Origin of the sequence: Microvirga mediterraneensis (assembly GCF_013520865.1) — a bacterium.
GTDB classification, from domain to species: domain Bacteria; phylum Pseudomonadota; class Alphaproteobacteria; order Rhizobiales; family Beijerinckiaceae; genus Microvirga; species Microvirga mediterraneensis.
The window spans coordinates 4499457-4524091 of sequence record NZ_JACDXJ010000001.1 but is presented as its reverse complement, the minus strand read 5'-3'; the positions used below and the strand labels follow the sequence as shown (position 1 = coordinate 4524091).

The window sequence follows — 24635 nt, the reverse complement described above, 5'->3', positions numbered from 1 at the left end:
GCTTGGGGCGCTTCTTCTGCGTAGTGCCCCTTTAATTCGTCACAACGTGTCCCTTCGGTGTGACCAGGCCTTGATCTTGTTGAGACTTCTTCCGGTTTCGCAGGGGATCTGATGTCCACCTCTAGTCCCCTGCGTTCTCGCCTCTCAGGAACCCCGTTGCGAAGTCCGCTGGTTGGCTTGAGGGCATCCGGTGGTCCGTGCCTATCAGGTTTCTCCGATGTCTCTCCACGGCCCCGCTAAGCGGCTTCCTGCGTGTCCCCGATGGTGAGTCTTTCGATGACACGGCTCACGGTCTTGGCCTGCCATTCGCCTCCACGGCTTGTCTTGATCCCGGCTGCGTTCAGGGCTGCGGCGATCTCCCGCAAAGACTTCCCGGCGTGGTGTAGGGGCTCAACAACCCCACGCCATGCCTCGGCCTGCGCCTGGGCCTGCTCCATCCTCACGGCGTTGCGCTTCATGGTGGTATCCCGGAGTCCACCTAGCTTAACGCCTCGGGCCTTGGCTTCCTGTAGGGCTGCTTTGGTCCGGAGGCTGATAAAGGCTCGCTCCTGCTCGGCCAACGCTGCGTAGATGTGGAGTTGGAAAGCATCAGCGTGGGGCATCGAGGCGACCCGGAAGGTCAGGCGCCTGTCCTCCATTAGGGCCGCGATGAAGGAGACCTTGCGGCTGAGACGATCCAGCTTCGATACGAGCAGGACCGCCTTGGACTTCCGTGCAAGCTCGATGGCCTTGGTCAACTCGGGGCGGCTGCTGTTGGCTCCGCTCTCGATGTCCGTGAACTCCCCCACGATTTCCCAAGGTGTGGGGCTATAGGTCTCTAGGTAGAGGGTGATGTCCCGATGTTGTGCCTCCAAGCCGAGGCCACTCTTCCCCTGTTCCTCGGTCGAAACGCGGTAGTACAGGACATACTTGGTGGTGGGCATCAGTCGGGATCTCCTCGATGTTGAGGACGATCTAATCGGCCGCTGTGGCATTTGTCAACGGACGTTGTGACTGTCACGACTCGCTATTGCGGCCTCTGTCGTCGTCTTCGGTATGCCCGATAATGCGGTGTCCGTACTGAGCCTGCCACAAGCCCGGATGGAACCTGTGCGGACTTAACCCACGCACGTTCTCGTGGTGGCCGTTAGAATGCCCTATCGGACGCTCTTCTCGGGGCTGAGGGAAGAAGCAATGGAACAGACTTGCTTTCTAAAATGCCGCTGGGCCAACGCCATTTGCGGCACCCCAGAGGGGGGAACACATCGCCGATCGCAGGTCGGAAATCGAGCGAACAATTACTTTGAAAAATCGGCGTGAACCCACCAGAGGGATATGGAGCGACCTCAATAGAGCTCGTCCCGAACACGGCTTGGGCGGTACGGAGCTCCAGCCGGTTTCACAACTCTAACTATCGACCCTCATAAGTCGCACGAAATTACGAGGTATCCAGATAAGCTCCAGACTCTATCTGGAAGCGGGCTTGAAATCTGGAAAAAGTCTGGTAGATTGTGCCTCATGAGTGATGATCTTGCCAAAGCTCTGAATGATGCTGCCAAGCTGGCCGACCAAGCTGCGGACGCGTTGCGTCGCGGTGACTTCGAAGCTTCATCGCGTCTGCAAAAGGAGGCGGAGAGCGTTTGGGCGCGTGCCCGTCGACTCGGCCTGCGTCAGCACAAGCGGCCGTCGCGGCCAAGGAGCCCCAGCGCGAGGGAGCGGACTATAGCGGCGCTGACCGACCTGTCGGTTCCGAGCTCGCCGAAGCAGATTGCTGCATATGCGGAAGCACGCACTGGGGAGCCTTTCGATGTGCGAGCTCTCGCGTCAGTCCGACGAGATGAATATAGGTCCTGGTCTTCCGGGTCGCGGCGCGAAACCTACTTGGTGCCCTCTCTTGAGGGGCCGTGGTTTTTGGCGGGCCGTGGTCGCCTCGCTCTGTCCAGCTGGCCGCTAACGCAACGGATCGTGGGCCCGCTGAGCCCTCGTGCCGACCATCTGACGGCGTGCCTTCGCATTGCCGACCGCGTGGAGGTAGCGGACAATAAGGATGTAGCACAACGCATGCGCAGCTTGCTCGTGGAGTACGCCCGCAGTGTGCCCTCCGCACTCGATGACGCATGGACCACAGGCGATGCAGTCGATGTGTCGCGCGTGCGTGTGGCAACGCTCGCTGAGCTTGAGCTCATCGGCACACAAGACCAAGAGTCGCGCGAGCGCGAGGCAGGCCGCGCTTTGCGTCAGCTCGGTGAGGAGCAGCTGTTATGGGGTGGGGCGATGCCGCAAGTCGTCCCAATATCCGGTTAGGAGCGGCCGATGATGACGCCGGAGCAGAAGCTGATCAAAGTGCGTGGCCAGGCGCCTGAAAAGCGCCCATCGGTACGTGTCCTCAGTGCGGCGACGTCGCACAGTGATTGCGCGTTCGCGATGGTTGCGCTCGCAGCCCGTGCCGACCTCGACAAGCTGTGCGATGGGACCGACTTCGAGGTCGCATTCGGACAGGATCCCCAGGCGTTCCAGCGCGGTGAGATGTTCGAGCGGCGCGTCAAGGAGCCGAATTATGGCACGCTGATCCAGCTGCTCAGGGATAAAGCAGGCTTCCCGCTGACGAGTGTGCGGGTCGAAGATCTCCGCAGCCGCACCCCTCCCAACACTGCCGGTCTGAAACAGCGGGCAGCGGAGACGAAGCGGATCTTGCGGCTGATCGCTCGCAATGCTGCGACGGCTCCGAACATCATTGATGGGGCCGTGCTGACGTGTGAGATCGCCGGGCAAACGGCTTACTTCGAGGCCGACAGCTTGGCCGCAGCTGCCAATGGCAAGCTGCACGTGGTTGAAGTGAAATCGTTTCCGATCACTGACGCTCGTTGTGATCCCGACAAGCTGGGCGCCGCAGTGGATCAGGCTGCCTGGTACGCCCTGTTATGTCGCCGCACTCTGGCGGACGAGGGATTGTCCGCGGACATTGTGTCTTCAGAAGGGTTCATCATCGTCGCCGATGGTGTCGGCTTGACCCCCACCCTGCTGCGTCAGCCGATGGAAGCTCGTATCCGCAGGGCTGAACGGCTGCTTGCAACCCTACCAAAACCCGCGGAGATCCTATCTCGCCTTCCGGAAGGGGTGGAACTACCGGCCGTCGCACTGGACCCCGATTTGCGCTTGATTGTGCTCGAAAAGCTGCTCGATATAGTCGGCACGAGCTATACGCCGTCTTGCCTTCAGGATTGTGGAATGGCGCGGCTGTGCCGTAGTCGGGCTCACACCTCTGGACTGCCGGTGCTCTGCGGAGGACCTGTCGTTCGGCAGCTCCCCGGCGTCCACTCCCTGACCCGCGCAATCGAGCTCTCAACGGGCGCACCTCCAGGACCAGCCGAGGTGCATGCTGCTGACGCGCTCGCAAGGGCCGCTGCGGCGTATGACCGTGTCCTAAAAGGAGGGGGCCTATGAGCTTCCAAGCTATGCTTGCCGCACGGGCTCACAAGGATGGGCGTGCTCAGCCGTCTGCCTTATTTCGCCACCGGGCGATCTCTGAAAACCCTCTCTGCATCGTAGCTTGGCAGCTTGGCGCAGAGCCGTACAGCGTTGGCGCTATTGCCTTCGGCACCAAACGGTCCGGCCCGAAGGTGTACGTACCGGGTTATCCGCTCGATCGCGAACTGCTCTTCTCGGCTCTCACCGATTTCGCGAAAGATTTCTGCCCCGCCTTCGAGGCGTACGCGCAGGGGGCCGTTGAAGTGATTGAGCATTTTGGCGCCGAGCTGCGGGTCCCTAAAATGTTGCCTCAGGTGATCGTGGCGAACTCTGAAACGGTTGGCGTCTTGGGCCGCCTTGGTAGGCGGCTGGCGTATCTACCCACGACTGGAGAGCGTGCGGCGGATCCGATTCTTCCTCGGCTGGGTAGGCATTTCATGTGGCTCGCCGCACACGCCAACACGCCGGGTCAGCAGCTGATCCTGTCGATGGCCGACCTGCTTGCCACGCACTACGTCGCCGGCATGAGCAGCTACGAGGCTCGCTCGCTTGCGGCTATGGACGCCTGGGTAGATCCGGGAAAAGGGCGTCACGGATTTGACGCAGCGGAGGTGGCTGAACGCCAAGCAGTCGGGCCCGCGCCCGATCCGATCGACGCGGAACGTGTGTACGACCTAATGATGCAGTTCAATCAAGCAAGGGCAGGGCGCAGGGACGCACCAACCGTTCGCAAGCTCGTGAAGCCGTTGCGGGACCTGTACGCTGACTTAGTCGATGATACGTGGAAGCTGGTTTGGAAGGTCGTGGACCGTGAACGTAAGCGGACTGAGGCTGCATCAGTAAGTCGACGGGTTCGGGAAGACCGGATTGCCTACGCGAGCCACCTGAGCTGGATGGTCGGGCCCGCGCAGGGCCGGCGCAAGGTACGCATGAACTCGCGGTCGGCAGCCATGCGCCTGAATGAGTACGAACGCGCCAAGGCAATGATGATTGCAGAAGAGGCAATCGACGATCCGCTGCGCATGTTGCCGGTGCTGCTGGCTGGCAAGGCAATCGCCGGACAAGTCTTGCGCTGCGATCCAGACCGTCGTGAGCTCATCAATGGGCGCAACTGCAAGCGGCCCAGCGTCGTTCTCCGCACCGACGAACCATGTGCGCTGCCCACCGGCACCGAGGTTTGGTGGACTAAGGCGCCTGCCGGACGTGAGTGGGTTATCATGAGCGTCGCCGGGAATGGAGCAGGATCTGAAGTAACCCTCATTTTGCAGACGAACCAGGCACAGGAGGCCGGCCTTCCCCGAGTTGGTCAACGCGCCTGTTTCTCGCAGCTGAACACGCGGACGCCCTACGAGGTACACCTGCCGCAATCCACGCCATGGACGCATCGACCGAAGGAGCCTCCGCCGCCCGAAACGGACCTGGAGAACACGAGCGATATCACGGAGGCTGCATGAGCACGTACAACCAGACGGTTCTGGCAGAGGCTGACAAAGTCGCCCGTGCCGCACAGCAAGATTTTTTCCAGATTCGCGGGGAGGGGGCCGTGACCCTCTCTGCTATTGCAGGCGCCGGAAAAACTTACTTCGTGACGGATACGGTGAGGTTGTGTCGACGTCAGGACATCCGGGTAGCCGTAGCTGCGCCGACGAATGAGCAGGTCTACGGGTTGGTGCGATCGATCGCGGAGAGCGAGCCCAACCGGCCAGTGGCTTTTGTTCCCGCGCAAGGCGTTGAACTGCCCGCATGGGCGGCCCGGCCCAACGTTCAGATTATTTCTCCAGCCCATCAGGCGACGGGAGACGCCGTGGTAGTCGGGACAATCGATAAACTCGGATCTGCCCGAAACCCGCGGCGGAGCACAATCCCACGTCTAGGCACGTTCGACGCCCTTATTATGGATGAGAGCTTCCAGGCCAATGCCGGACGATATCTTGCGCTTGCAGATATCGCTCCGCGGCATCTTTGCGTGGGCGACAGCGGCCAAATCAATCCCTTCACCACTGTCGATGCCGGCACACAATGGAGAGGGTTGTCGGAAGACCCGTTACAGACCGCGGTGGACGTCCTGCACTCCAACCATCCAGGCACTCCGGCCCACAGATTTCCCATTACACGTCGGCTAGACGGGCGTGGCGCGGCTGTTGCGAAATGCTTTTACCCGCGTGACCACGTCTTCGGAGCAGCCGTCGCGGATGGCGTCAGGCAGATGAAGCTGACCAGGAGTAGTGCCAGCGACCTCCGAACTCGCGCCCTAGACGAGGGGCTTGCCCTGGCAGCCAAGGGCGGATGGGCCCACCTGGAGCTTCCGGCGCGTCAGACTTTGGTGTGCGACCCTGATACGGGCCAAGTTATTGCTGATCTAGTGAGTAGGCTTCTGGCGAGATCACCCGTTCTGGTTTGCGAGCGCAATCCAGATGGCACGAAGCTGCTGCCTGAGCGCATTGCGGTCGGGGTATCGCACAACGATCAGAAAGGATTGGTGCGGACTCTCCTGGACAGGGCGGGCCTCGGCCGGGTCATAGTTGATACGGCCAATAAGCTACAGGGTCGTGAATTCGATATCAGCATCTGCTGGCATCCTATGGCTGGCCTTGACGAGGCCGACGAGTTCCATCTTGAGTCTGGACGCCTCTGCGTGATGTGTACTCGACACCGCCATGCCTGCTTCGTGATAGGCCGCGCCGGCGATCGGGAATTGTTGGAAGGCTTGCCCCCGGCTACTCCGGCCTGGCCTGGAGCGGATTTGGACCGTGTCCTAACGGGGTGGGAAGTGCACCAGAGCGTCTTTTCGGCACTGGAGCCATTCCGGGTAACAGTGCCTTAACGCGTCCAGCCGGCTTCCGCCAAAGGACAAGAGACGGCAGGTCGCTCGGCCGAGCATCGCTCAATTGAACTCCTCTACTAGCCGGCTAAGGCGCAGTCGCCACAACCGTCTCGTTCTTGAGCACCTCGGATTAGGCCGATCCTATAAGCGCGACAGCCCCTCGGACCTCAGCCGAGGTATGGGGGAATTTGGCCTTGCTCAACTTCTTTTGACCGCCCTTTCTTGCGGAAGATAATCCGAACCCGGAGAGGGCCTCACTTATCCACCGGATCATACTACGGCCCATGTTGAACGATGTGCCGTGATGCCTCATGGTGAACATACAAAGAACGTGCCGTTGTTGCTTCGAAGGCAAAAAAATCCTCGAGTTTTGTTTGATCTGCTGCTACGGTCCGGCTGAAAGTCAGATGGCTGGGACATGAAAACGACACTCAACGTGACTGCGGTCTTTGGCGGTATCGGAGGCATGGAACTCGGGCTGCATCGGAGCGGCCACGTAACGACGCTCTTCTGCGAGAATGACCCCGAGGCAACGGCGGTCCTGGCGCACCGCTTCCGCGACATCCGGATCAACTTCGATGTCCGCAAGACGGAAGCATTGGTGGAGGACATCGATCCTGCTTCGAACCTGCTCACAGCTGGGTTTCCGTGCACCGATCTGAGCCAAGCAGGCCGGATGCAGGGATTCCAGGGAGCGCAGTCGAGCCTCGTACGAAAAGTCTTCGATTTGCTCGATGCTCGTCCGTTTCCTCGCCTTCTGATCGAGAACGTGCCGAACTGGCGGGTCCTCCACGGTGGTCAATACATGACGGAGGTGGTGGAGGCGCTGGAGGCACGAGGATACCGATGGGCATACCGCGTCATCGACGCCAGGGCGTTCGGCCTGCCGCAACGGCGGCTTCGGGTGTTCCTATACGCGACCCAAGAGGGTGACCCGCGGGACGCCCTGCTGCAAGGTGATGAGGCGCCAGATCAGCGTGTTTACGGTCTGAGCGAAGCCGCTCACGGCTTTTACTGGACCGAAGGAAACAAAGGACTTGGATGGGGTGAGGACTGCATTCCGACCTTGAAAGGCGGGTCAGCAATCGGGATTCCAGCAGCACCTGCCGTGCTCATGCCTGATGGCAAGATTATCACGCCTGACCTCCGAGACGGTGAGCGGCTGCAAGGCTTCGAGAGCGGCTGGACCGATGTGGACACAGTTCTCCCTCAATTCGGGGAACGCCGGTTCAATCAGCGTAAGCGGTGGCTATTAATAGGCAACGCAGTGAATGTCGAAGTCGCCGCGTGGATTGGAGAACGTCTCGCAGGTTCTGCAAACGCGAAGGTTCCTGAAGGGACTACTATTGAGCCCGGAAGCAAATGGCCTGCTGCGGCTTGGTTCGACGGTCGGGTGAGGAGGCGAGTGGACATCGGTACGTGGCCAGTGAACCGCTCTCGTCCACCGCTGGCGAGCTTCCTCATCCATGGCGGCCAGTTGCTCTCTCGGCGTGCGACGAACGGCTTCCATGAACGAATCCTCAGAAGCCCACTGCGGATCACGAAGGAGTTCAAGGACGCAGTGAGGCTCCACTTAGCGCGAATGGAGCAGCACGAAGGAAAGGCGATGCTTGCCGCGGCAGAGTGATGGGAACACGCCCGCGCGTCGTAACAGACGCTCAAACCTCAGCACGGATGAAGCGCATCCGTCAGCGCGATACGAAACCGGAGCTGATGCTGCGTCGTTGGCTCTGGGCACGGGGCATTCGCTTCACGACCTCCAACCGCGATTTACCTGGATCACCAGATCTCGCAAACCGAAAACACCGATGGGCCATCTTCGTCCACGGATGCTTCTGGCACGGCCATGAGAATTGCGTGCGGTCGCGCCTACCAAAGCGCAACGAAGAGTTCTGGCGCGACAAGATCGACACCAACAAGGAGCGGGATCGTCGGAAAGCCGCACAACTCTCCGAGATGGGCTTTTATGTCATGACAATCTGGGGATGCGAAGTTGACAAGCTCGGAGAGCTTACCCCACAGCAGGAGGCACACCTTCTTGATCCTCTTCGTCGTCTGAATCCTCCTCGGTGAGCTCGTCCTCCTCTTCGTACGCTTCAGTGGGAACTGCGCTCTCCCATATGAACTCCGGCTTATTCCGCCTGTCGTACTCCGCGATGATTGCCGAGACGACCTCGTCGAACGACAGGCTACTCCGGGGTCTGCCGCTCCAAGGGGGAGGTGATGTGACATCGACGAAGTAGGTTTCGCCGAACGTCGCAGGGTCTGTGTCATAGAGGCCGATGAAAACCCTCTCGAAGAGCATACCGGAGTGGGCTGTGTCGTGACGTCCTGCGCGGTGCCGGAAGAGCCTCACTGCGGCCCCAAAGCTCGAAGGATCCTTCTCCGATGCATCTTCACAGGCGGCTACAGGGAGGAAGATGACGGCCACCATCGTCGCGTACGGTTGTCTCTCGTGATAGTCGGCCGCTTCGGCCCGAAGTTCGGCATCGACACGCGTATAGTTCTTGGTGAAGCGCTTGGACTTCGCGTCGATAGCGTTGATCGTTTTGATGCTGACACCTAGACCCAGCCCGAGTTCTGGCGTCGAATAGTTCACATCGAGCTTCTTGTAACCCTTCGAGGTGCGAGCCTTGGACTCGTGACCCTTGCCATCTGGACTTGGGAGTATGCCAGGAAACGCATGCGCGAGCGCAGCCGAGAAGCGCGTTGCGAGATGGCGGGAGAGGTTCTCGCCGAAGTTCTTTTTCCCAGCCTGTGCGGTGAAGGCCCCGTAATTGAAGGCCAGGGAGCCGGCCGCATGAGCGACAATGACCTTTGGATCAGTTCCGTGGCTCTTCTTAAAGGCCTTCCGCTGACGTTCGTCCATCTGAGCCCAAGCAAACGCTGCCATGAGCTCATCCTTGATGCTGTTCCCGAAAGTCAAGGGAGTGGTTGCCCTTGCGCGTCCTCTCGCGGCCATTGCGCCCCCGAATCATCAACTGGGTGCGGAACTTAACACACTGGAAGGAATCTCCACTCATTGCAGGTGGTACACGGTGGTGGCACACACGCAATGACAAGCCGTAGGTAAAACCCTTGTTCTGCAAGACCTATGCAGGTGAATTCCCAGTCTTCTCCTGGGCGCCATTGCGCTAGTTCACTCCTGACATCTGGACAAGAATTTGGAGCCACTTGCAGGAGATCTACGGCTCGCGCGGTGGGCGGTTCTGGCGCTCCTGTATGAGGACGTGCGGGAGGTCGTAAAAGTTGCCCCGACCATCTCATCTGAAGACGAACTAGGAGGCTGGGAAAACTGGCTATTGCAACGGTGATGCGGAAAGCCGAAGTCCGGCCGCCTAACTCGTACACCTCTGTACCCAGCTCATGCAGAGCGCGTCACCCGCTTTGCGGCGATAGCAGCATGGCTCACTGCAATGTCTACATCTTAAGCGATCAGTAGCGGAGTATCCTTACGGAGGGGTGGATGGCCGGTATGGTTTGATGTTGAGAAGGCGCAGACCGCACCATGATCAAACGTCAACGAACATTTTGCATGTAGGAAGCTGTTCAGACAGTTAGTAGTAGGTCAGCCCCATCGTTCTCCCGCAATTAGATCAACTGCGGGAGAGGGAGCAAACACTGAATGCGCCGCATAACAGACCACGCTTGCCTACGGCGATTCGAGTATCCTTGATGATTTTAGGTCCTATTAAGGATTCTTCTCAAGCGGCCCCACGACTCCTCTGGGAGTTGCTTCACGACTTTAATCAGTGCGTCGTCGCCGCTGGCAAGGACATCTGAGAGGATCTCAGCTTTGTTGTCTTCACCCTCTCTAACCTCGTCCTCCTCCAGATCCATGCCGCGGACGATTGCTCCCAGCCGCAATGCTTCGTTGAGAGTGATTTGGAAGTCGGTTCGGAATGAGTGTCCACAAACCTGACATTCGTCTGCACTGAATGGATTGAGAGAGCCGCACTCGCCGCAAGCCTTGAACTTTTCTGGTCGGGAGGGGAATTCGTGTCCGCAGTCGCTACAATGGGCGGCGTTCAGCGGGTTCTGTGCCTCACACGTTGGACAGGTTTTTGTCGTAGGGCGTGGATTGTCCTTGCGAGCGGCGGGGCTCATCTCAAGCTCAACCCGGCGGGCGTACTCTTCCAGAATTCTGTGAGTGGGCATCACTACGTAAGCCCGCGAGTAATCATTGTCGCCTAAGCTGCGTACGACCCGTCCCATTGCCTGTCTGAAAGCAAGTTCAGTCTGGGCGTAAGGTAAGTAGACTAGAATACGGAGGCGCTTGATGTCTACACCCTCAGAAATCATCGAGACGGACACCAACCAACGCTTGTCCGTATTTTTGAAGGAGCTGATGCGAGCCTCTGCATTAGCTAGCTGACTATGCACAAGGACAGGTCGTTCCCCCTCAAGTTGTTCAAGCAAAGCTGCCATGTACTCTGCCACAGCAATGTTTGGAGCAATCACAAGCCCGCCTGCGTTGGGTATCAGGTGGCGGATGTCGTTGAGTTTTGCGATGCCCCACTGGAGCATTGATGCTTGATAAGATTCCACATCGGGGGTCTCTCCATCAGCTAAATATTTTGGGGTGCAAGCAAGCTTGTAAAAATCAAGAGCCTGCTGCAAGCCTTTGATGCGCTTAAGTTCGGTACCTAGTTCGGTCTCGGCAGTACCTGAGACAGCTATATTGTCTCCATCCGGAAGCGTAACAGAGAAGCGTCCTTCATGCCGATGAAAAGTGATCGGTCGACAGTATCCTAAGTCAACTGCATCTCCGTAAGAGAGTGTATATGTGCCCTCTTGAGGGTGGTCTATCCTTCCAAGACTATCATACCCAAACCAGACAGGTTCCTGCCCATCCGACCGAATGGGGGTTCCTGTGAGAACAAGAACGTATCTAGCATCGGTAAAGGCTCCATCTGCCTTCGCGCCCCAAGCTGCTTCGACAGCTGCATGGTGATGCTCGTCACAGATCACCAAAGTCCTTGATGCTCGGCAGACTTGTTGAAATCCGTCCTGTAATCCCTGAATTGCTGACCATGTAGCGCATAAATCAGTGCCATAGTCTTCGATCTCGGCATGAGCGCCTGTGACCTTTGTCATGCTGCGGCCAGTAACAACCTTGTACTCCTCCGCCCATTGTCTTACGACTTCAGATCGTGGAGCGATCACAATCACTCGGTCAATCTCATCGGCTTCGATCAGCCGACGTGCAATAACAGATGCGCAGATCGTTTTGCCTGCTCCGGGTGCTGCATTAATCAGAAAGTGTCGATCAACTCGGGTCTCAACAAGCCAAGTGATGGCCTTACTGATTGCCTGAGCCTGCCACGGTCGCAAGTTAATCTGCGTCATCCTTATTCCCCTTTTGTTGATTACATGTTGGACATAGAGCCTGGCCGTTCTTAAGGATGGTCTTGCCGCCTTTCGAAAAAGCCTGCTTATGATCGGCATGAAAGCTGGCGTCGAGCGGCTGCCCGCACTTTTGGCAAGAGCTGCCGGCAAGTAGTCTCAGGATCTTTCTCTGGCGGTCAGAGAAAAGCCTCCTGCTCATCGGCTGATCCAGTACTCGGTCATATGGATTTCTCTGTATGGCAGCGCGTCAGGGACTTTACAGATCGTATATTCGTTGACCCGGCGAATAATCTTCGCCATGGGAGCACGTTGCGACTTGACGATGAAACCTTCTTTCTTCATGCGGGCTAGTTCCGCATTAAGGCTTTGGACGCCGAAAAGAAGTATGGCCTCTAATAACGATACCCGGTGTCCCTCAAGCAGGTGCTCCCGTAGCGCCATAGCAGGCTGATAATTTGCAGATGTCATTCAGTAGTCCCACACATACTCATGCCAACCTTGGTGAAGTTCCTTGATACTCTGGCGTGCCTCCAGGCTTAGTTCCTCGTGGTCGCAATGGTCGAGCTTCGGCAGCTCAAAACAGCAGATTTTCCACGGTTGAGTCGAGACCAAGATAGCTACGTCCTGTGAGTAGTAACTAGGTCGGCCAGTGTAGTCCCGGACTGTAGCTTCGACGTACTCGCCTTTTGAAATCTCAATTAGATGTTGGGCCGCTTGCATGAGTTCAGCGGTCGAGAACTCATCCCCGAGTTGCCTCGACAGCTCATCGAAGACCAACCCAAACAGAGCAATGCCCCGCAAGGAGCCAGTTGCCCCCTTCACGGTTTTACAAGACTGGCTTCTGGGTCCTGCCGAAGCGGCCAACGCAGCTTTGCCTCCTCCTGGTGTACTCCTTCGCATGTTGCTGCGGAGATGCTTGGCCTTAGGACAGCACAGTTATGATTAAATGCCAATTCGGGGAGCAAGGAATTCTGGGGCTCTCCATTGGGATGCGCCGGAAGAGCTTAAGATCCAGCGTTTATCCAGATCATACGCCAGGGTTTAATCGAGGCGGCAGATGATCGTACGCCGCGGCACCTTGGGGCTACGCGTCTCGATCAGGGCTCCGTCCCAATAGGGGGCCATCCTTATCCACCTCAAGATTGCCGAGACTGTCCATGCTGATCGAGTAGACACCCTTCGGGCCAGTGGGGTCCTTTCTCGGGCGTCCGTTGGCTTCCTCTCGCAGGGCATGTACGTCCCGCAGTTGGGGCGTAGTGCATCGAGCAGCCTCCTTGAGCCTTGTGAGATAGGATTAGAGCTTTGGAGATCCTTCCGGAAAGAATTGGTAGGTGGCCTGGCGTGGATTGTCTGGCCAGATCGTGTGCCCCTTGACACGGAGCTTCGCAGCTTCCTTGCAGGCCATTTCAGCGCCCATCTTGCAAAAGCTATCGTTCAGGCTCAACCCGGCCTTAGCTGCTTCCTTTTGTTCATCCTCATCCTTGTGGACATAGGTGGACTGGCCAGCTTCAATCTCTTGAATGCGGCTTTCTAGCTGTTGGACGCGATCCCTGAGGTCCGACACCTCGTCCGCATAGACGGTCCTAGAGAGGGCTAGGACGGTGCAAGCCGCGACAAGTAAGACTTTCACAATGTCTCCTCTGGGTTTCCTTCGACAGCCCTTTACGCGGATTACGATTATATAGCTGAGGTGGTAATCGAAAGAGGCCCGCCGCTGAATTCCTGGCTCTTGGCGCAGTCGCTCGGCCTCATTCATAGCAGGCCAAGCGGGGCACTCAAGGCATGAGCGCATAGGTATCAACGGTGTGGTACGGGCCGACTCTCCCATTGGACAGGCACACCCCACACGGGGGAAACTCGCCCGGCGCTGTATGGGATGAGCCTGGACCTGCTCCGGTTTCCCCAGGCGAAGATGACGAAAGACATTGCCTACAGGAAATGACTACAGGGTCTCTTTTAACCCGTTGATCTTATTGAGAAGATGATTGGTGTTGTAGTTCTCTCACGGCGAAAACAGGGGTTCGAGTCCCCTAGGGAGCGCCAAAGGTTCAAATTTGCAGCTCGCCTCGTGTCGGAGGTTCGAGCGGAACTCACGAATAGCTTTATGTGACAGTTTATCTGCTCTGACGAGGGGCGGGTTGCTCCTGAGGTCGTGGCGGACGTGTATCGCGATGGCTACCCTTCTCAAAGGTATCGACCTTCGGGTTCCCGATCATTATGGGCCAAGACCGCTCAGTTTCCTGAGAAACACCTCGCTTAGTATCCGGCGGAAGACATGCACTTCGGCTTCCTTCGAACATCGTGAGAGTTCGGCCCAGGAGCTCATTCGTGGCGCCTTGCCTTCCGTCCCGCGCCTCTCTTTGCAATATCGCGGGGCCATCGTGCATTGTAGCAAGATGATGCAGCTATCGGTTGCAACTGCTCCTGTTGATCGTAGTATTTGCTCCATCCTTCTCAGAATTGCTGAATATCTCGTGAGACAGTTAATAGGTTGATGTTCTCACTCCAAGAAAAAGCAGCAGGATAGTTCGCTCCGCACTCCCCCCCCTGCTTTGTCTTCTCAACGGAAAGACATGGATTTGCTCGCGGAGCTCGGCGTCCTTTAGCTTCGGAAAATAATCTCGAATCCGGCATTTCCTCTGGGCACCTCTCTGATTGGAGAGCTGTCAGCTTGGCCGGTTTGTCCTTAAATGTCTCAAACATTGTAACATTCGCCTGAGCTCCAGCAGTTCCGGCGTCTGCAAGTGGACAGAAGGGGACATCACCATGAATAAGCCCGTTTTCGACAAGGTCACCGGAAAGCCTGTCAATGTCGGCAAGGTGATCGACGAAACGTTGCCGGGCGATTCAGCCCCGACAGAGCCAACGAATCTAGCCCTCGACCTCCTAGTCGACGAACTCGATGGGCGACGGTCCATTATGGGAGAGGCCGCTTCCGCGACGGCTTACGAGTCTTTGTCCGATGGTGAGGTCCGCTCCTCGATCCTTCAGACTCAGGGCATTGCTTCAACCATTAAGAGTGATGGCGACGAGTTGCACGGCTTGGATGAGGGCGCTTTCGATTCAGTCCTGTCGCATTCCACGGAGGTCCCCCTTTGGCCGCAAGACGAGGCGGTTCTCGCGCCGGCCGCTCCAGGTGGGGAGGAGGGGGGTGCGGCTGATGACTCGTCCAGTGAGGCACTGATCGCATCATACGAGCTGATCGCAGCATTGTCTCATCCAGCACCGGAGGGGGGAGCACCCACATTCTCGGGTGTTGAAAGTCCAGTGCCTTTAGCGAGGCCGTCAACACCGGAGTTTACGGGCAATCTCACGATCACCGAGAATCTCGGTTACGGTACATTGCTCGGGTACCTCCAGTCGAGGGATGCCGACGGTGATAGCATCATTTGGAGAGTGGATCCCGGGACCGGCTTCTCGATTGATGATTTGGGCAGGCTCTACGTCGAGGATCCGAGCAAGTTCGATTATGAGGCTTACGCTGATCACAAGATCAGCGCAACGGTCACGGCCTCCGACGGCAGATCGGGTTCACAGGCAACAATAACGTTTGACCTGACGGATGTCGCTGAGAATCCGACCGATGTTCGAATCATCAACGGGACTTCTCCGGTCGAGAATGCGTACAACATCAGGGTCGGCGAGCTCACCGGTACCGACCAGGAGAGGTACGGAGCACTGTCCTTTGAGGTGATGAACCCCAGTTCAGGCTTCTCGGCTCAATGGGACAATGGTAAGATTTTTCTCGTCGCGAACAATGTCAATTATGAAGCCTGGCCGGGGGGAGTGGCTGACGTTGTCGTGCGGGCGACAAACCAGGTAGGGCACTACTCGGACACCGTTCTCCGGGTTTACATTACCGATGCTCCAGAGGCCCCAAAAGGCCTTAAGATCAACAATGGGGCAGGCGTATCCGTCAACGAAAATGTCTCTAACGTTTCCTTGGGCACCTTGCTCGGCGTCGACGACGATGCCGGGAGTACCTTCACTTACGCTCTTGAGAATACTGCATACAATATCAATAACCCGGCATTTGAAATCGTTGGCGATCAGCTGCGCCTGAAGACAGCCCTCAACTATGAGGCGATCAACCCGTTTCAGCAGGTTACAATTCGCGTGACCGATAATACGGGCCGCTCCTCCATCTTCGGCATTGGTGTTCAGATTAGAGACGTCAACGAAGCTCCGGACACGCTGACATACGCGAACCCTCATGCAATCCGCGCATGGGAGACAGACCCAGGGTCGCAGGTGATCAAGTTCAATTGGACTGATCCGGATACGGTGTCGAGCTTCCGCAATAACGTATTCAGTTTTACGAACGGCACGCGGGTCGACGACAGCGGCATGTTCATGATCGATGCTTTTGGTCAGGTTACGACCCGATCGCAATTCACGGCGCCAGGCACTTATGTACTGCATGTGCAAGTCGAGGATGAAAGCAATCCCGCTCTCAAAAAAACCATCGACTATGTAGTCGTAGTCGATGAAATGGTGAATTCCTTGCCGTCGCTCACTGTGGCGACAGGAGACGAAAGGACTTATGCGGTCGACACGGGAGATCCAGTTTCCCCCTTCAGAGGAGTCCGGCTCTACGATCTCGACAACGATGACCTCACCTTCACCCTATCCTTCAAAAAGTCGGACGGTGATCTCGCGAGCTATGGCTCCGCGCAGAGTTCCTTCAATCCAAACACGGGCATCATCACGTATACGTTCACAGGAAAGGGATTGAACCTCCAGAACCTCGTCCGCGCGCTCACCTTCAATCCAACCAACGGGTATGCGAACACCACAGAATTTACCCTCGCGGTCAAGGATCGGTATCATGATTGGGTCGTTAACGATCAGATCCACGTGATTACGAGCGCCAGCAACACGACCTCGAACTCGCCACCGGTGATCATTGTGGATCCGAATACGGTGTCGACATACGCGACCGATGTGGGGCCTGCCGTGAAGCCCTTTCGCGGCGTCGTCGTGAGCGATCCAGAAAATGACTTTGTCACCATCGAGGTCTCATATGAATCGGACCATGGATTCTTATCTGTTGGCGAAGCAGCAATTACCAGTACATACATCGACGGTATTCACACGATAAGTTTCCGTGTGTCGGCGAGTGCGGTGACCAACATCCTGCAAAATGCAACGTTCGATCCCAGCAATGGCATAGCCAATCGCACTAATTTCACGATCAAGGTGAAGGACGATCTGCATCAGGCCGTCAGCAACAGCCAGATTCACGTCGAGACGACTGTCAGCAACTCCGGCTCGAATGAGGCTCCAGTGGTCGATGTCGAGGAGGGTACGTGGGATACGTATGCTGTCGATACGGGGCCTTCCGTAAAACCTTTCCGAGGATTGCAGCTCACTGACTCGGAGGACGACGATCTTGAGGTAACAATCTCTTTCCCCAACGATGACGGTGCTTTCGATAATGGCGGACTATCTGGTGGCGTCGTAGTTGACGGAACCCGGATCTACACTTTCACCGGTAAGGCTGGGGAGCTTCAGGCCCTTCTTCGCGGTCTCAGCTTCAATCCAACGGATGGGCGTGCGAATATCACCTTGTTCAATATCCAGGTGAAAGACGCTCTACATCTGCCGGTGTCAGCTCCGGAAATTCGCGTCATTACAGCGAGTGCGACAGCCGGATCAAATGCCCTACCATCGATCTCCGTTGACCCGAGCACAATTGCAACGGCGGCTTTCGACTATGGTTCGATTGTCAATCCATTCCGGGGTGTGACTCTGAGCGACCCGGAGAACAACAATCTTGTCGTGACGATCTCGTTCGCCGAGGCAAACGGCCTACTTGGAAATGCTGGTACGGCCACCATACAGAGCAGCAACGGGATAATTGCCTACACCTTCTCAGGCTCTCCAGCCTCCATCACGGCTGCGCTTCGCGCGTTGACCTTCGATCCGACGAACGGAATGGCGGGAACCACCCAGTTCACCATCACGTATAAAGATGACCAGCATTCAGCGGTCACTTACGATTCGATCCATGTCAACACGACGTTAACCCCCAACAACCTTGCGCCGAATGCGCCCAAGTGGAGCAATAACGCGATCGACTTTACAATCCCTGAGAACTCAACACAGATCCCTTTCCATGTAATCGCTTCGGATCCTAATGGTGATGTAGACCTGCGCTACAGCTTCGTGAATCAGCCCGGCAATTCCAACAACTTGTTCGATATTGATCCTGCTACAGGGATCATCACCCTAAAGCCTACGGCTACGCTGGACTACGAGAGTCACATAGGGGGGATCGTCAAAATATTCGTTCAGGCCACCGATCCGGGTGGCCTCTCGAGTTCGGTTCAAATGCTCACCATCACACTCATGAATGTGGATGATGCGCCGACCACTCCAATTGTTGAAGAGGGTGAGGTCTACGAGAATACGAGTGGCTACATCGTTGGGGCGGGCTCCGATTCCTACGATCCAGAACAGTATCCCATCATCTATGAATGGCACAGCAGTGTTTCCGACGCGCTCAAGGCTAAATTCCAGATCGAACAGAGCGACGGCCAGTTTGTAATCCGGGCCGTGGCTGCCTTAGACTATGAGGATCCGGGGCTTCTCGTGGATCCCGAGACTGGCGGTCGCTATTACCTGCTCAGGGTCGTAGCACAGGAGGAGTACGGTGGCCTAGCTTCTGATCCTGCTGAAATTAGGGTCTATATTCTCGACCAGAACGAAGCTCTGACGAACGCAACTTTCAACGTCGTCTCCTCCATCGCTTCTAATGCGCCGTCAGGTACGATCGTCGCGACTGTCGCGACCGTGGACGATCCGGATTTTCCAGGACCGAACGAAAACTTCGTGTTTTCACTCGTCCAAGCTGACGGTCATACCACCTATACGGGTCCGTTCCAGATCAATGCTACGACCGGGCAGATCAGCGTGTCGGGTGCACTGACTCCATCTTCGATCACTCTCTGGGTGAAAGTTGCCGACCACGGAGGAGTCAGTAACTCAAGCGGAACTTCCTTCAACATCGTCCGACCTGTAACCTTTACGATCAATCCAGAGAATACAAGCAATACGGCACCGACGATCACTGCACCGGCTGCGAGCTTCACTATCGCTGACAATGAGAACACTAATCTCGTTACGCCATTCGCGGGCGTGAACATCGTCGATCCGAACACTACCGATACTATTTCGGTGACGGTTACTGCCCTAGGGCAGTTCGGCGGCGCATTCGTCGACGGGAACGGTGGCGTGCATGAAGGAGCATACACGATCATCGGTTCCCTGCAGAACGTGCTCAATCAGTTGCACACCCTGAAGTTCAATCCGACTGACCGACCCGCTGCGACAAGCGGCATTGATGACACCACCTTCCGGATTGCTGTTCAGGACGGGCAGGGCGGGCAGGCCACTATCACGCCGGATATCGTCGTACACTCCGTGCACGGGACATTGACTGGCCCGCCAAGCACTCCCTTACCGACGGGCGCTCCCATCATTCTGATCGATGACTTCGTATATGACAGCCTCACTCCGGTCGTGAATGTCGCCTCGGATGACGACGGAAGCAGGTCGCTCACTTATGAGATGGCTAACAATTATGGCAACCGGTTCTTTGTCTCATCCTCCGGGCAAATCGCTTTCAGGGGAACTGTCAATTACGATTCTGATACGGATGGCTTGACCCCCATAGGAGTCGGAGCGAACGAGCAGAAATTTTTCCTTCTCCAGATTAGGGCCAAGGACCTAGAGACCGGTCAGTACTCCGAGTACACGACGATCCAGGTCTACGTTCAGGATGTGAACGAGGCTCCTCACCTATGGGGGATGCAGGACGGCGTCATCGACGAAACGATCCCGGGAGGAGCCTACGTCGCAGAGCTGCTGGCAGAGGATCCTGAGCATGACGAGATCACGTTCTTCTTCGATCTTCCTTCCGGTCCGTCCGATGTCAGCGCGGATGGCGCTTTCCGCATCGTGAATAACCAGGTCTTTAGGACGGGTGCGCCGATCCAGGTCGCTCCCAACGGCGAGAGCCGTGACTACGCGATCGTCGTCAAGGATCAGTTCGGCGCGGAATCCAGGACGACGATCACGATCATTATCAATGACGTGGGCAACCTCGCCCCGATCGCCAGCATCGCCGACAACGTGGTTCGTGAGACTGTTGAGGCCGGTGCGTTCGTCGGTACCCTTTCTGCCATAGATCCCGATCTTGGCGACACGCTCGAGGGTATCAATCTTGTCGACAACGCTGGAGGTTTGTTCTCACTGGTCTACAGCGACGGTGCATGGCGCGTCATCGCGACTGGTCCGCTCGATTACGAAAGCAACGACCCGCGTCTCCATCGGTGGATCGATCCAGACACGGGAGTGGAAACGAGATGGTATGAAATCAGCGTCACGACGACCGACAATCATAACCAGACCTCAGATCTGCAGACGCTAAGGATCTACGTCACGGACGTGAACGAGGCGCCGCCCGCAGCATATCCGCCCGCCGATGGGATCATCGTCGGAGCGCCGCTTGATACGGTGGCTGCGACCATCACGATCCAGGATCCCGACGAACGTCCGGAGTTCCGCGATTTCCACTACCAGCTCGTGACAGATCCATCGGGCAATACTGTTTACACAGGCTCCGACTTCAGGGTCGATGCGAGTGGCAACATCGTCGTGAACGGGGCGCTGACAGCCGGAACGAAGACGCTCTATGTGAAGGTCATGGATGGCGCCGGTCCCGATGCCAGCACCATTGTTCGGGCCGTCACGTTCACTGTTGGAGCATTGAATATCGCGCCTGAAATCCTCGTCAGCGGCGATACCGAATGGACCATCCCTGATACGGGGACGACCAAACCGTTCCAGGGCTTCTCCTTCGAGGATGATGACGCCGGACCGGACGATGAGATCACGGTCACTATCACGTTCGACGGCAGTCACGGCTCTCTTACCAGCGCTTTAGGCCAGCAGAATCGGGACTACTTCTATGATCCGGTGAACAATACTTTCACGGTCAAGGGAGCCGTTGGCTGGGTGAACCAGATCGTCCAGCAACTGACCTTCAATCCGGAGGATCAATTCGCCGGTCGGCCGGATCGGGCGACCCAGTTCTCGGTCCAAGTCGAGGACACTCACGGTGCGACGGCCGCTCAACCCCGAACCGTCACCATCATCGACACGCCGGCCAACGAGAATTCGACTCTGACAATCGATAACGATGCGGAGCATTTCGTTGTTCTGGACAATGGCCAGGGGAATGCCGGCGTGGTACGTCCCTTTGCCGGTCTCGATCTCGAGGATCGCGAAAACAATACCATTACCCTAAGTGTGAAATTCCGTGCCGCTAACGGGACGCTCGGCAATATCGATACGGTCCCGGGAACCGTAAGTGTAGGTTACAGTGCTCCCGACAATCAGGGGCTCGTGACGTACTTCTTCGTCGGAAAGGCAGCAGATCTTGAAACCTTCCTTGACAACGTCACCTTCGACGCGACCAATGACTCCGCCGCAGGCGGGCTAGTCACAACGACGTTCACCTTCGCCCTCTCGGATGGTCTCCATCTGCTCATCGATGCGCCGGAAACGGTGACGGTGGTAACCGAGTCGAGCGCGAACGGGCGTCCGGTTCTGTTCATTGCGCCCGATACGAGAACGACCAATGCGATGGACGACGGCTTGGCCGTCTATCCGTTCCGGGGCGTGGATCTGTCGGATGCCGAGGATGACGATCTGGTCCTGACGATTACCTTCAGCGGTACGGCGGACCAGCTTCAAGGCGCGGGCAGTGCCACCTTCGTCTCGAATGCGGATGGAACCGTCACCTTCAGGTTCGTCGGTAAAGCGGATGCTCTGGATGCTGCTCTGCATAATCTGACTTTCAATCCCCAGAATGGCTCGGCGGATAGTGGAGCGGTTGACACCGTTTTTACCATCAGCGTGAGCGATGCCTTGCACCTGCCCGTGATCGATCATGTCACCGTACATACGCAGGACGGCGACGACACAGGCAACATGCGGCCCGAGATCTACATCCTGACGGGTACGGAAACGACGGGTGCAATGAGCGATGGTCCTGTCGTTTATCCGTTCCGAGGTGTCGATATCTCGGATGCGGAGAACGATACGCTTGTTCTGACGATCTCGTTCGTGGCGGCCACGGGAGCGTTGCTAGGCACCGGCCTTCCCACGACGTGGACGCAGATGAATGGGATCCGGACCTATGTGCTCACGGGAAAGGCCGACGAGCTGGACGCGATCCTGCATGGCCTGTCGTTCGACCCGACCGATGGATTGACGGGTTCCGCTTCAGTTACGACGGCCTTTACGATCACGGTCCAGGACTCGACCCATTCTCCTGTAACGGGCCAGGTGGAGGTCGTAACGGCGCCTTATGGCTCGGGCATCACGAACGCAGCGCCCAGCATTGAGATCGCTCAGGGTTCGGACACGACATGGGCCACGGATAATGGCTCCGCCGTTTACCCGTTCTATGGCGTCGGCATCACGGACGCGGAGAATGACATCCTCGTTCTGACCATCCGGTTCAGTGATGCGGCCGGCGAGCTCGAAGGCTTACTTGGGTGGGACGTCGCCACATCGCTCGTGAATGGTATTCGCACCTACACCATCACGGCTAATGTCGGTTCTTTGACCGAATTCCTGCACGGCTTGTCATTCAATCCGACCGACGACTCGGCGTCGAATGCGCCGACAGGCGTGAGCACGATCTTCGATATCTCGGTTCAGGATCCCATGCACGAGCCGGTTACGGCCCAGGTGACGGTCCGCACGACCCATGGCACGGATCCGGCTCCGAATGCCGAGCCGAGCGTGACATTCTTCCCTGGAACACAGGTGACGCCCGCCACCGACGACGGTCCTGTGGTGGCGCCATTCCGTGGCATCGATCTGACGGATAGCGACGGTGATACGCTGATCGTCACGGTCTCCTTCAACGGAAACCTCGGAACGCTGACCGGCTATAACCCGAATGACCCGAGTGTGCAGGTTGCGACTTCAGGCAACGTCGTGACCATCACCTTCGCGGGTACGGCCGATGCACTGGACGGTATCCTTCACGCTCTCCGCTACGATCCGGCCCATTATGATCCCGACAATCCTATCGATGGTCTCATCGGTCCGCATATCTTCTCGATTACGGTCCAGGACGCATATCATTACCCGGTCAGCACGTGGGCCACGGTGAACACATCCGATGGCGAGACATCGACTGATCAAAACCGTGCCCCGGTCGCTCCCGGCTGGTCGGACGATGCCGCAAGGAAGACGATCGCCGAGACCGCCGCGCCTGGGTCAGAGGTGGGTACCCTGCATGTTGTTGACCCGGACAATGACGATGTGGCGGTCGGCTTCTGGTACGACAACGCCATGCACCGGGGGAGCCAGGACAACCGGTTCGAGATCGTCGGCGGCGCTGTAAAGGTGCTCAACGCCTTCGTCGATGGAGACATTCCGGATCTTCCCTATCTTGTGCGGGCCGTGGATATCCATGGTGCTTACACCGAGAGCACGATCCATATCGCGATCAACGATACGGGCGCCAATCAGGCGCCCGTCGTGGACGGCGTCAACAGCGGCGCCGGACCGGCGGTCGCGACGATCGGCTTCCTGGAGACGGTTCTGGCCAATGGGTTCGTAGCGCAGATCGTCGCGCACGACGACGGCAGCCTGGCTGATCTTCGGTACTTCATGAATGACCAGAGCGGCCTGTTCGATATCGACCAGGCGACCGGCAGGATCACCCTGCGGGCGGGCCTCGACTACGAAACGCTGACGCAGCACAGCTGGACCATCAGCGTATGGACGAGAGACCAGCAGGGCAACGGCTTTGAGTCCGCCCATGTAGACATCACGATCAACCTCGAGGATGTGAACGAGGCGCCGACGGAGGTGACCTTCGGAACATTTGCGACGCTGCGGGTTGGAGACCTCGACAACACGAGTCTCGTTCTTGTTGGTTCGAACGATCCCGATGTGCTGAACGATCAGTTCCGGATCAATCACTACAAGTTCCTTGTGAACGGTGCGCTGAGTCTGAGGAGTGATGACGGTTTATTCGAAATTGACGAAGTGTCCGGGCAGGTGCGCCTGACGCGGACCCTCGTCGACACGGATGCGAACACGACCCACACGTTTACGATCGTCGCTTATGACGTAGCTCATCCCGAGCTTCGGGTGGCGTCGGCTGAGCAGACTGTGACGATCGGGGCGGAGCAGGCGAACCAAGCACCAACGGATCTTGGCTGGTCTGGAAATTGGGCGCGCGAGTGGTCACAGAATGGGTTCACGATCGGCTCTCTGTTGCCAGTCGATACTGATGGACCGTCAGGAGCGTACACGTTCAAGTTCGTGATTGGCACGGATGGATCGGGTAATGCGATTCTGTCGGATCAAGACGCGGCTGGTCGGTTCTACATCGATGGCGACCGATTGAAGGTGCTCGACGGTACCAAGCTCGACTTCGAGGTATCGCGCTCTCACTCAGTGACAATCCAGGTTTCGGATGGGTCTGGTACATTCCAGAAGCAGATGAGCATTACAGTGCGCGACTGGTTCAATGAAATCGGAACGGGCACCGCAGCGAACGAAACCTTCAAAGGCGGCAGAGGTGACGACGCATTCTCCGGCGGCGGGGGCGATGACGTTCTGCATGGCGGCTATGGTTACGATGATCTCACGGGCGGCACAGGCCACGACGCCTTCGTATTCGATACGGATCTGATCGCTGACGAATTCGATACCATCCAAGACTTTACCGCTGGAGAAGACATTATTCGGCTGAGCGCTGATGTGTTCCAGTTGTGGGACTATCAGGGTGGTGAACTGACGGACGATGTGTTCGTGGTTGGGCCTGCGGCGACCTTGGACACGCATAGGATCATCTACGATCCCGACTCCGGCGCGCTCTACTTCGATGAGGACGGCTCAGGTGAGGCAGCAGCGGTCATGTTCGCGTGGCTCGCCAATAGCGCAACCCTGGACAGGTCGGCGTTTATAGTGATATAAC

At 57.4% G+C, this 24635-nt stretch carries 12 protein-coding genes; 6 read left to right on the top strand and 6 right to left on the bottom strand.

Annotation, left to right across the window (positions count from 1 at the left end; genetic code table 11):
- Positions 1–236: 236 nt before the first annotated feature.
- On the bottom strand, positions 237–923 hold the full coding sequence (locus H0S73_RS21475; RefSeq protein WP_181054043.1) for a recombinase family protein: 687 nt from the start codon (positions 921–923) through the stop codon (positions 237–239).
- A 1369-nt stretch (positions 924–2292) separates the two neighbouring features.
- On the opposite strand from H0S73_RS21475, the gene H0S73_RS21470 reads away from it, so the two are divergent.
- The 5 genes from H0S73_RS21470 (at position 2293) to H0S73_RS21450 (ending at position 8344) form a co-directional block, all read left to right on the top strand.
- Positions 2293–3423 (top strand): hypothetical protein, encoded by a 1131-nt coding sequence (locus tag H0S73_RS21470; RefSeq protein ID WP_181054042.1) that lies wholly within the window; start codon positions 2293–2295, stop codon positions 3421–3423.
- Positions 3420–4901, top strand: a complete 1482-nt coding sequence (locus H0S73_RS21465) for a hypothetical protein (protein WP_181054041.1) — start codon at positions 3420–3422, stop codon at positions 4899–4901. The genes H0S73_RS21470 and H0S73_RS21465 overlap by 4 nt, the downstream gene beginning before the upstream one ends.
- Positions 4898–6271 (top strand): DEAD/DEAH box helicase family protein, encoded by a 1374-nt coding sequence (locus tag H0S73_RS21460; protein WP_181054040.1) that lies wholly within the window; start codon positions 4898–4900, stop codon positions 6269–6271. The genes H0S73_RS21465 and H0S73_RS21460 overlap by 4 nt, the downstream gene beginning before the upstream one ends.
- Positions 6272–6689: 418 nt before the next feature.
- On the top strand, positions 6690–7898 hold the full coding sequence (locus H0S73_RS21455) for a DNA cytosine methyltransferase (RefSeq protein ID WP_181054039.1): 1209 nt from the start codon (positions 6690–6692) through the stop codon (positions 7896–7898).
- Positions 7898–8344, top strand: coding sequence for a very short patch repair endonuclease (locus H0S73_RS21450; protein WP_181054038.1), 447 nt, complete (start codon positions 7898–7900; stop codon positions 8342–8344). Before H0S73_RS21455 ends, H0S73_RS21450 begins: the two co-directional genes overlap by 1 nt.
- Here the strand turns inward: H0S73_RS21450 and H0S73_RS21445 are convergent.
- From H0S73_RS21445 to H0S73_RS21425, 5 genes are all read right to left on the bottom strand, one after another.
- Positions 8283–9164 (bottom strand): hypothetical protein, encoded by an 882-nt coding sequence (locus H0S73_RS21445; protein ID WP_181054037.1) that lies wholly within the window; start codon positions 9162–9164, stop codon positions 8283–8285. The genes H0S73_RS21450 and H0S73_RS21445 overlap by 62 nt on opposite strands.
- A gap of 788 nt (positions 9165–9952) precedes the next feature.
- Positions 9953–11620 (bottom strand): DEAD/DEAH box helicase, encoded by a 1668-nt coding sequence (locus H0S73_RS21440; protein WP_181054036.1) that lies wholly within the window; start codon positions 11618–11620, stop codon positions 9953–9955.
- On the bottom strand, positions 11607–11819 hold the full coding sequence (locus H0S73_RS26380; RefSeq protein WP_181054035.1) for an HNH endonuclease: 213 nt from the start codon (positions 11817–11819) through the stop codon (positions 11607–11609). Before H0S73_RS26380 ends, H0S73_RS21440 begins: the two co-directional genes overlap by 14 nt.
- The gene (locus H0S73_RS21430; RefSeq protein ID WP_181054034.1) at positions 11816–12088 is read right to left on the bottom strand and encodes a helix-turn-helix domain-containing protein; all 273 of its coding nucleotides are present in this window, start codon (positions 12086–12088) and stop codon (positions 11816–11818) included. Before H0S73_RS21430 ends, H0S73_RS26380 begins: the two co-directional genes overlap by 4 nt.
- A gap of 826 nt (positions 12089–12914) precedes the next feature.
- A complete protein-coding gene (locus H0S73_RS21425; protein ID WP_181054033.1) occupies positions 12915–13250 on the bottom strand; it encodes a hypothetical protein in 336 nt (111 codons plus the stop codon).
- A gap of 1136 nt (positions 13251–14386) precedes the next feature.
- Between H0S73_RS21425 and H0S73_RS21420 the strand changes: the two genes are divergently transcribed.
- On the top strand, positions 14387–24634 hold the full coding sequence (locus tag H0S73_RS21420) for a cadherin domain-containing protein (RefSeq protein ID WP_181054032.1): 10248 nt from the start codon (positions 14387–14389) through the stop codon (positions 24632–24634).
- Position 24635: the final 1 nt, after the last annotated feature.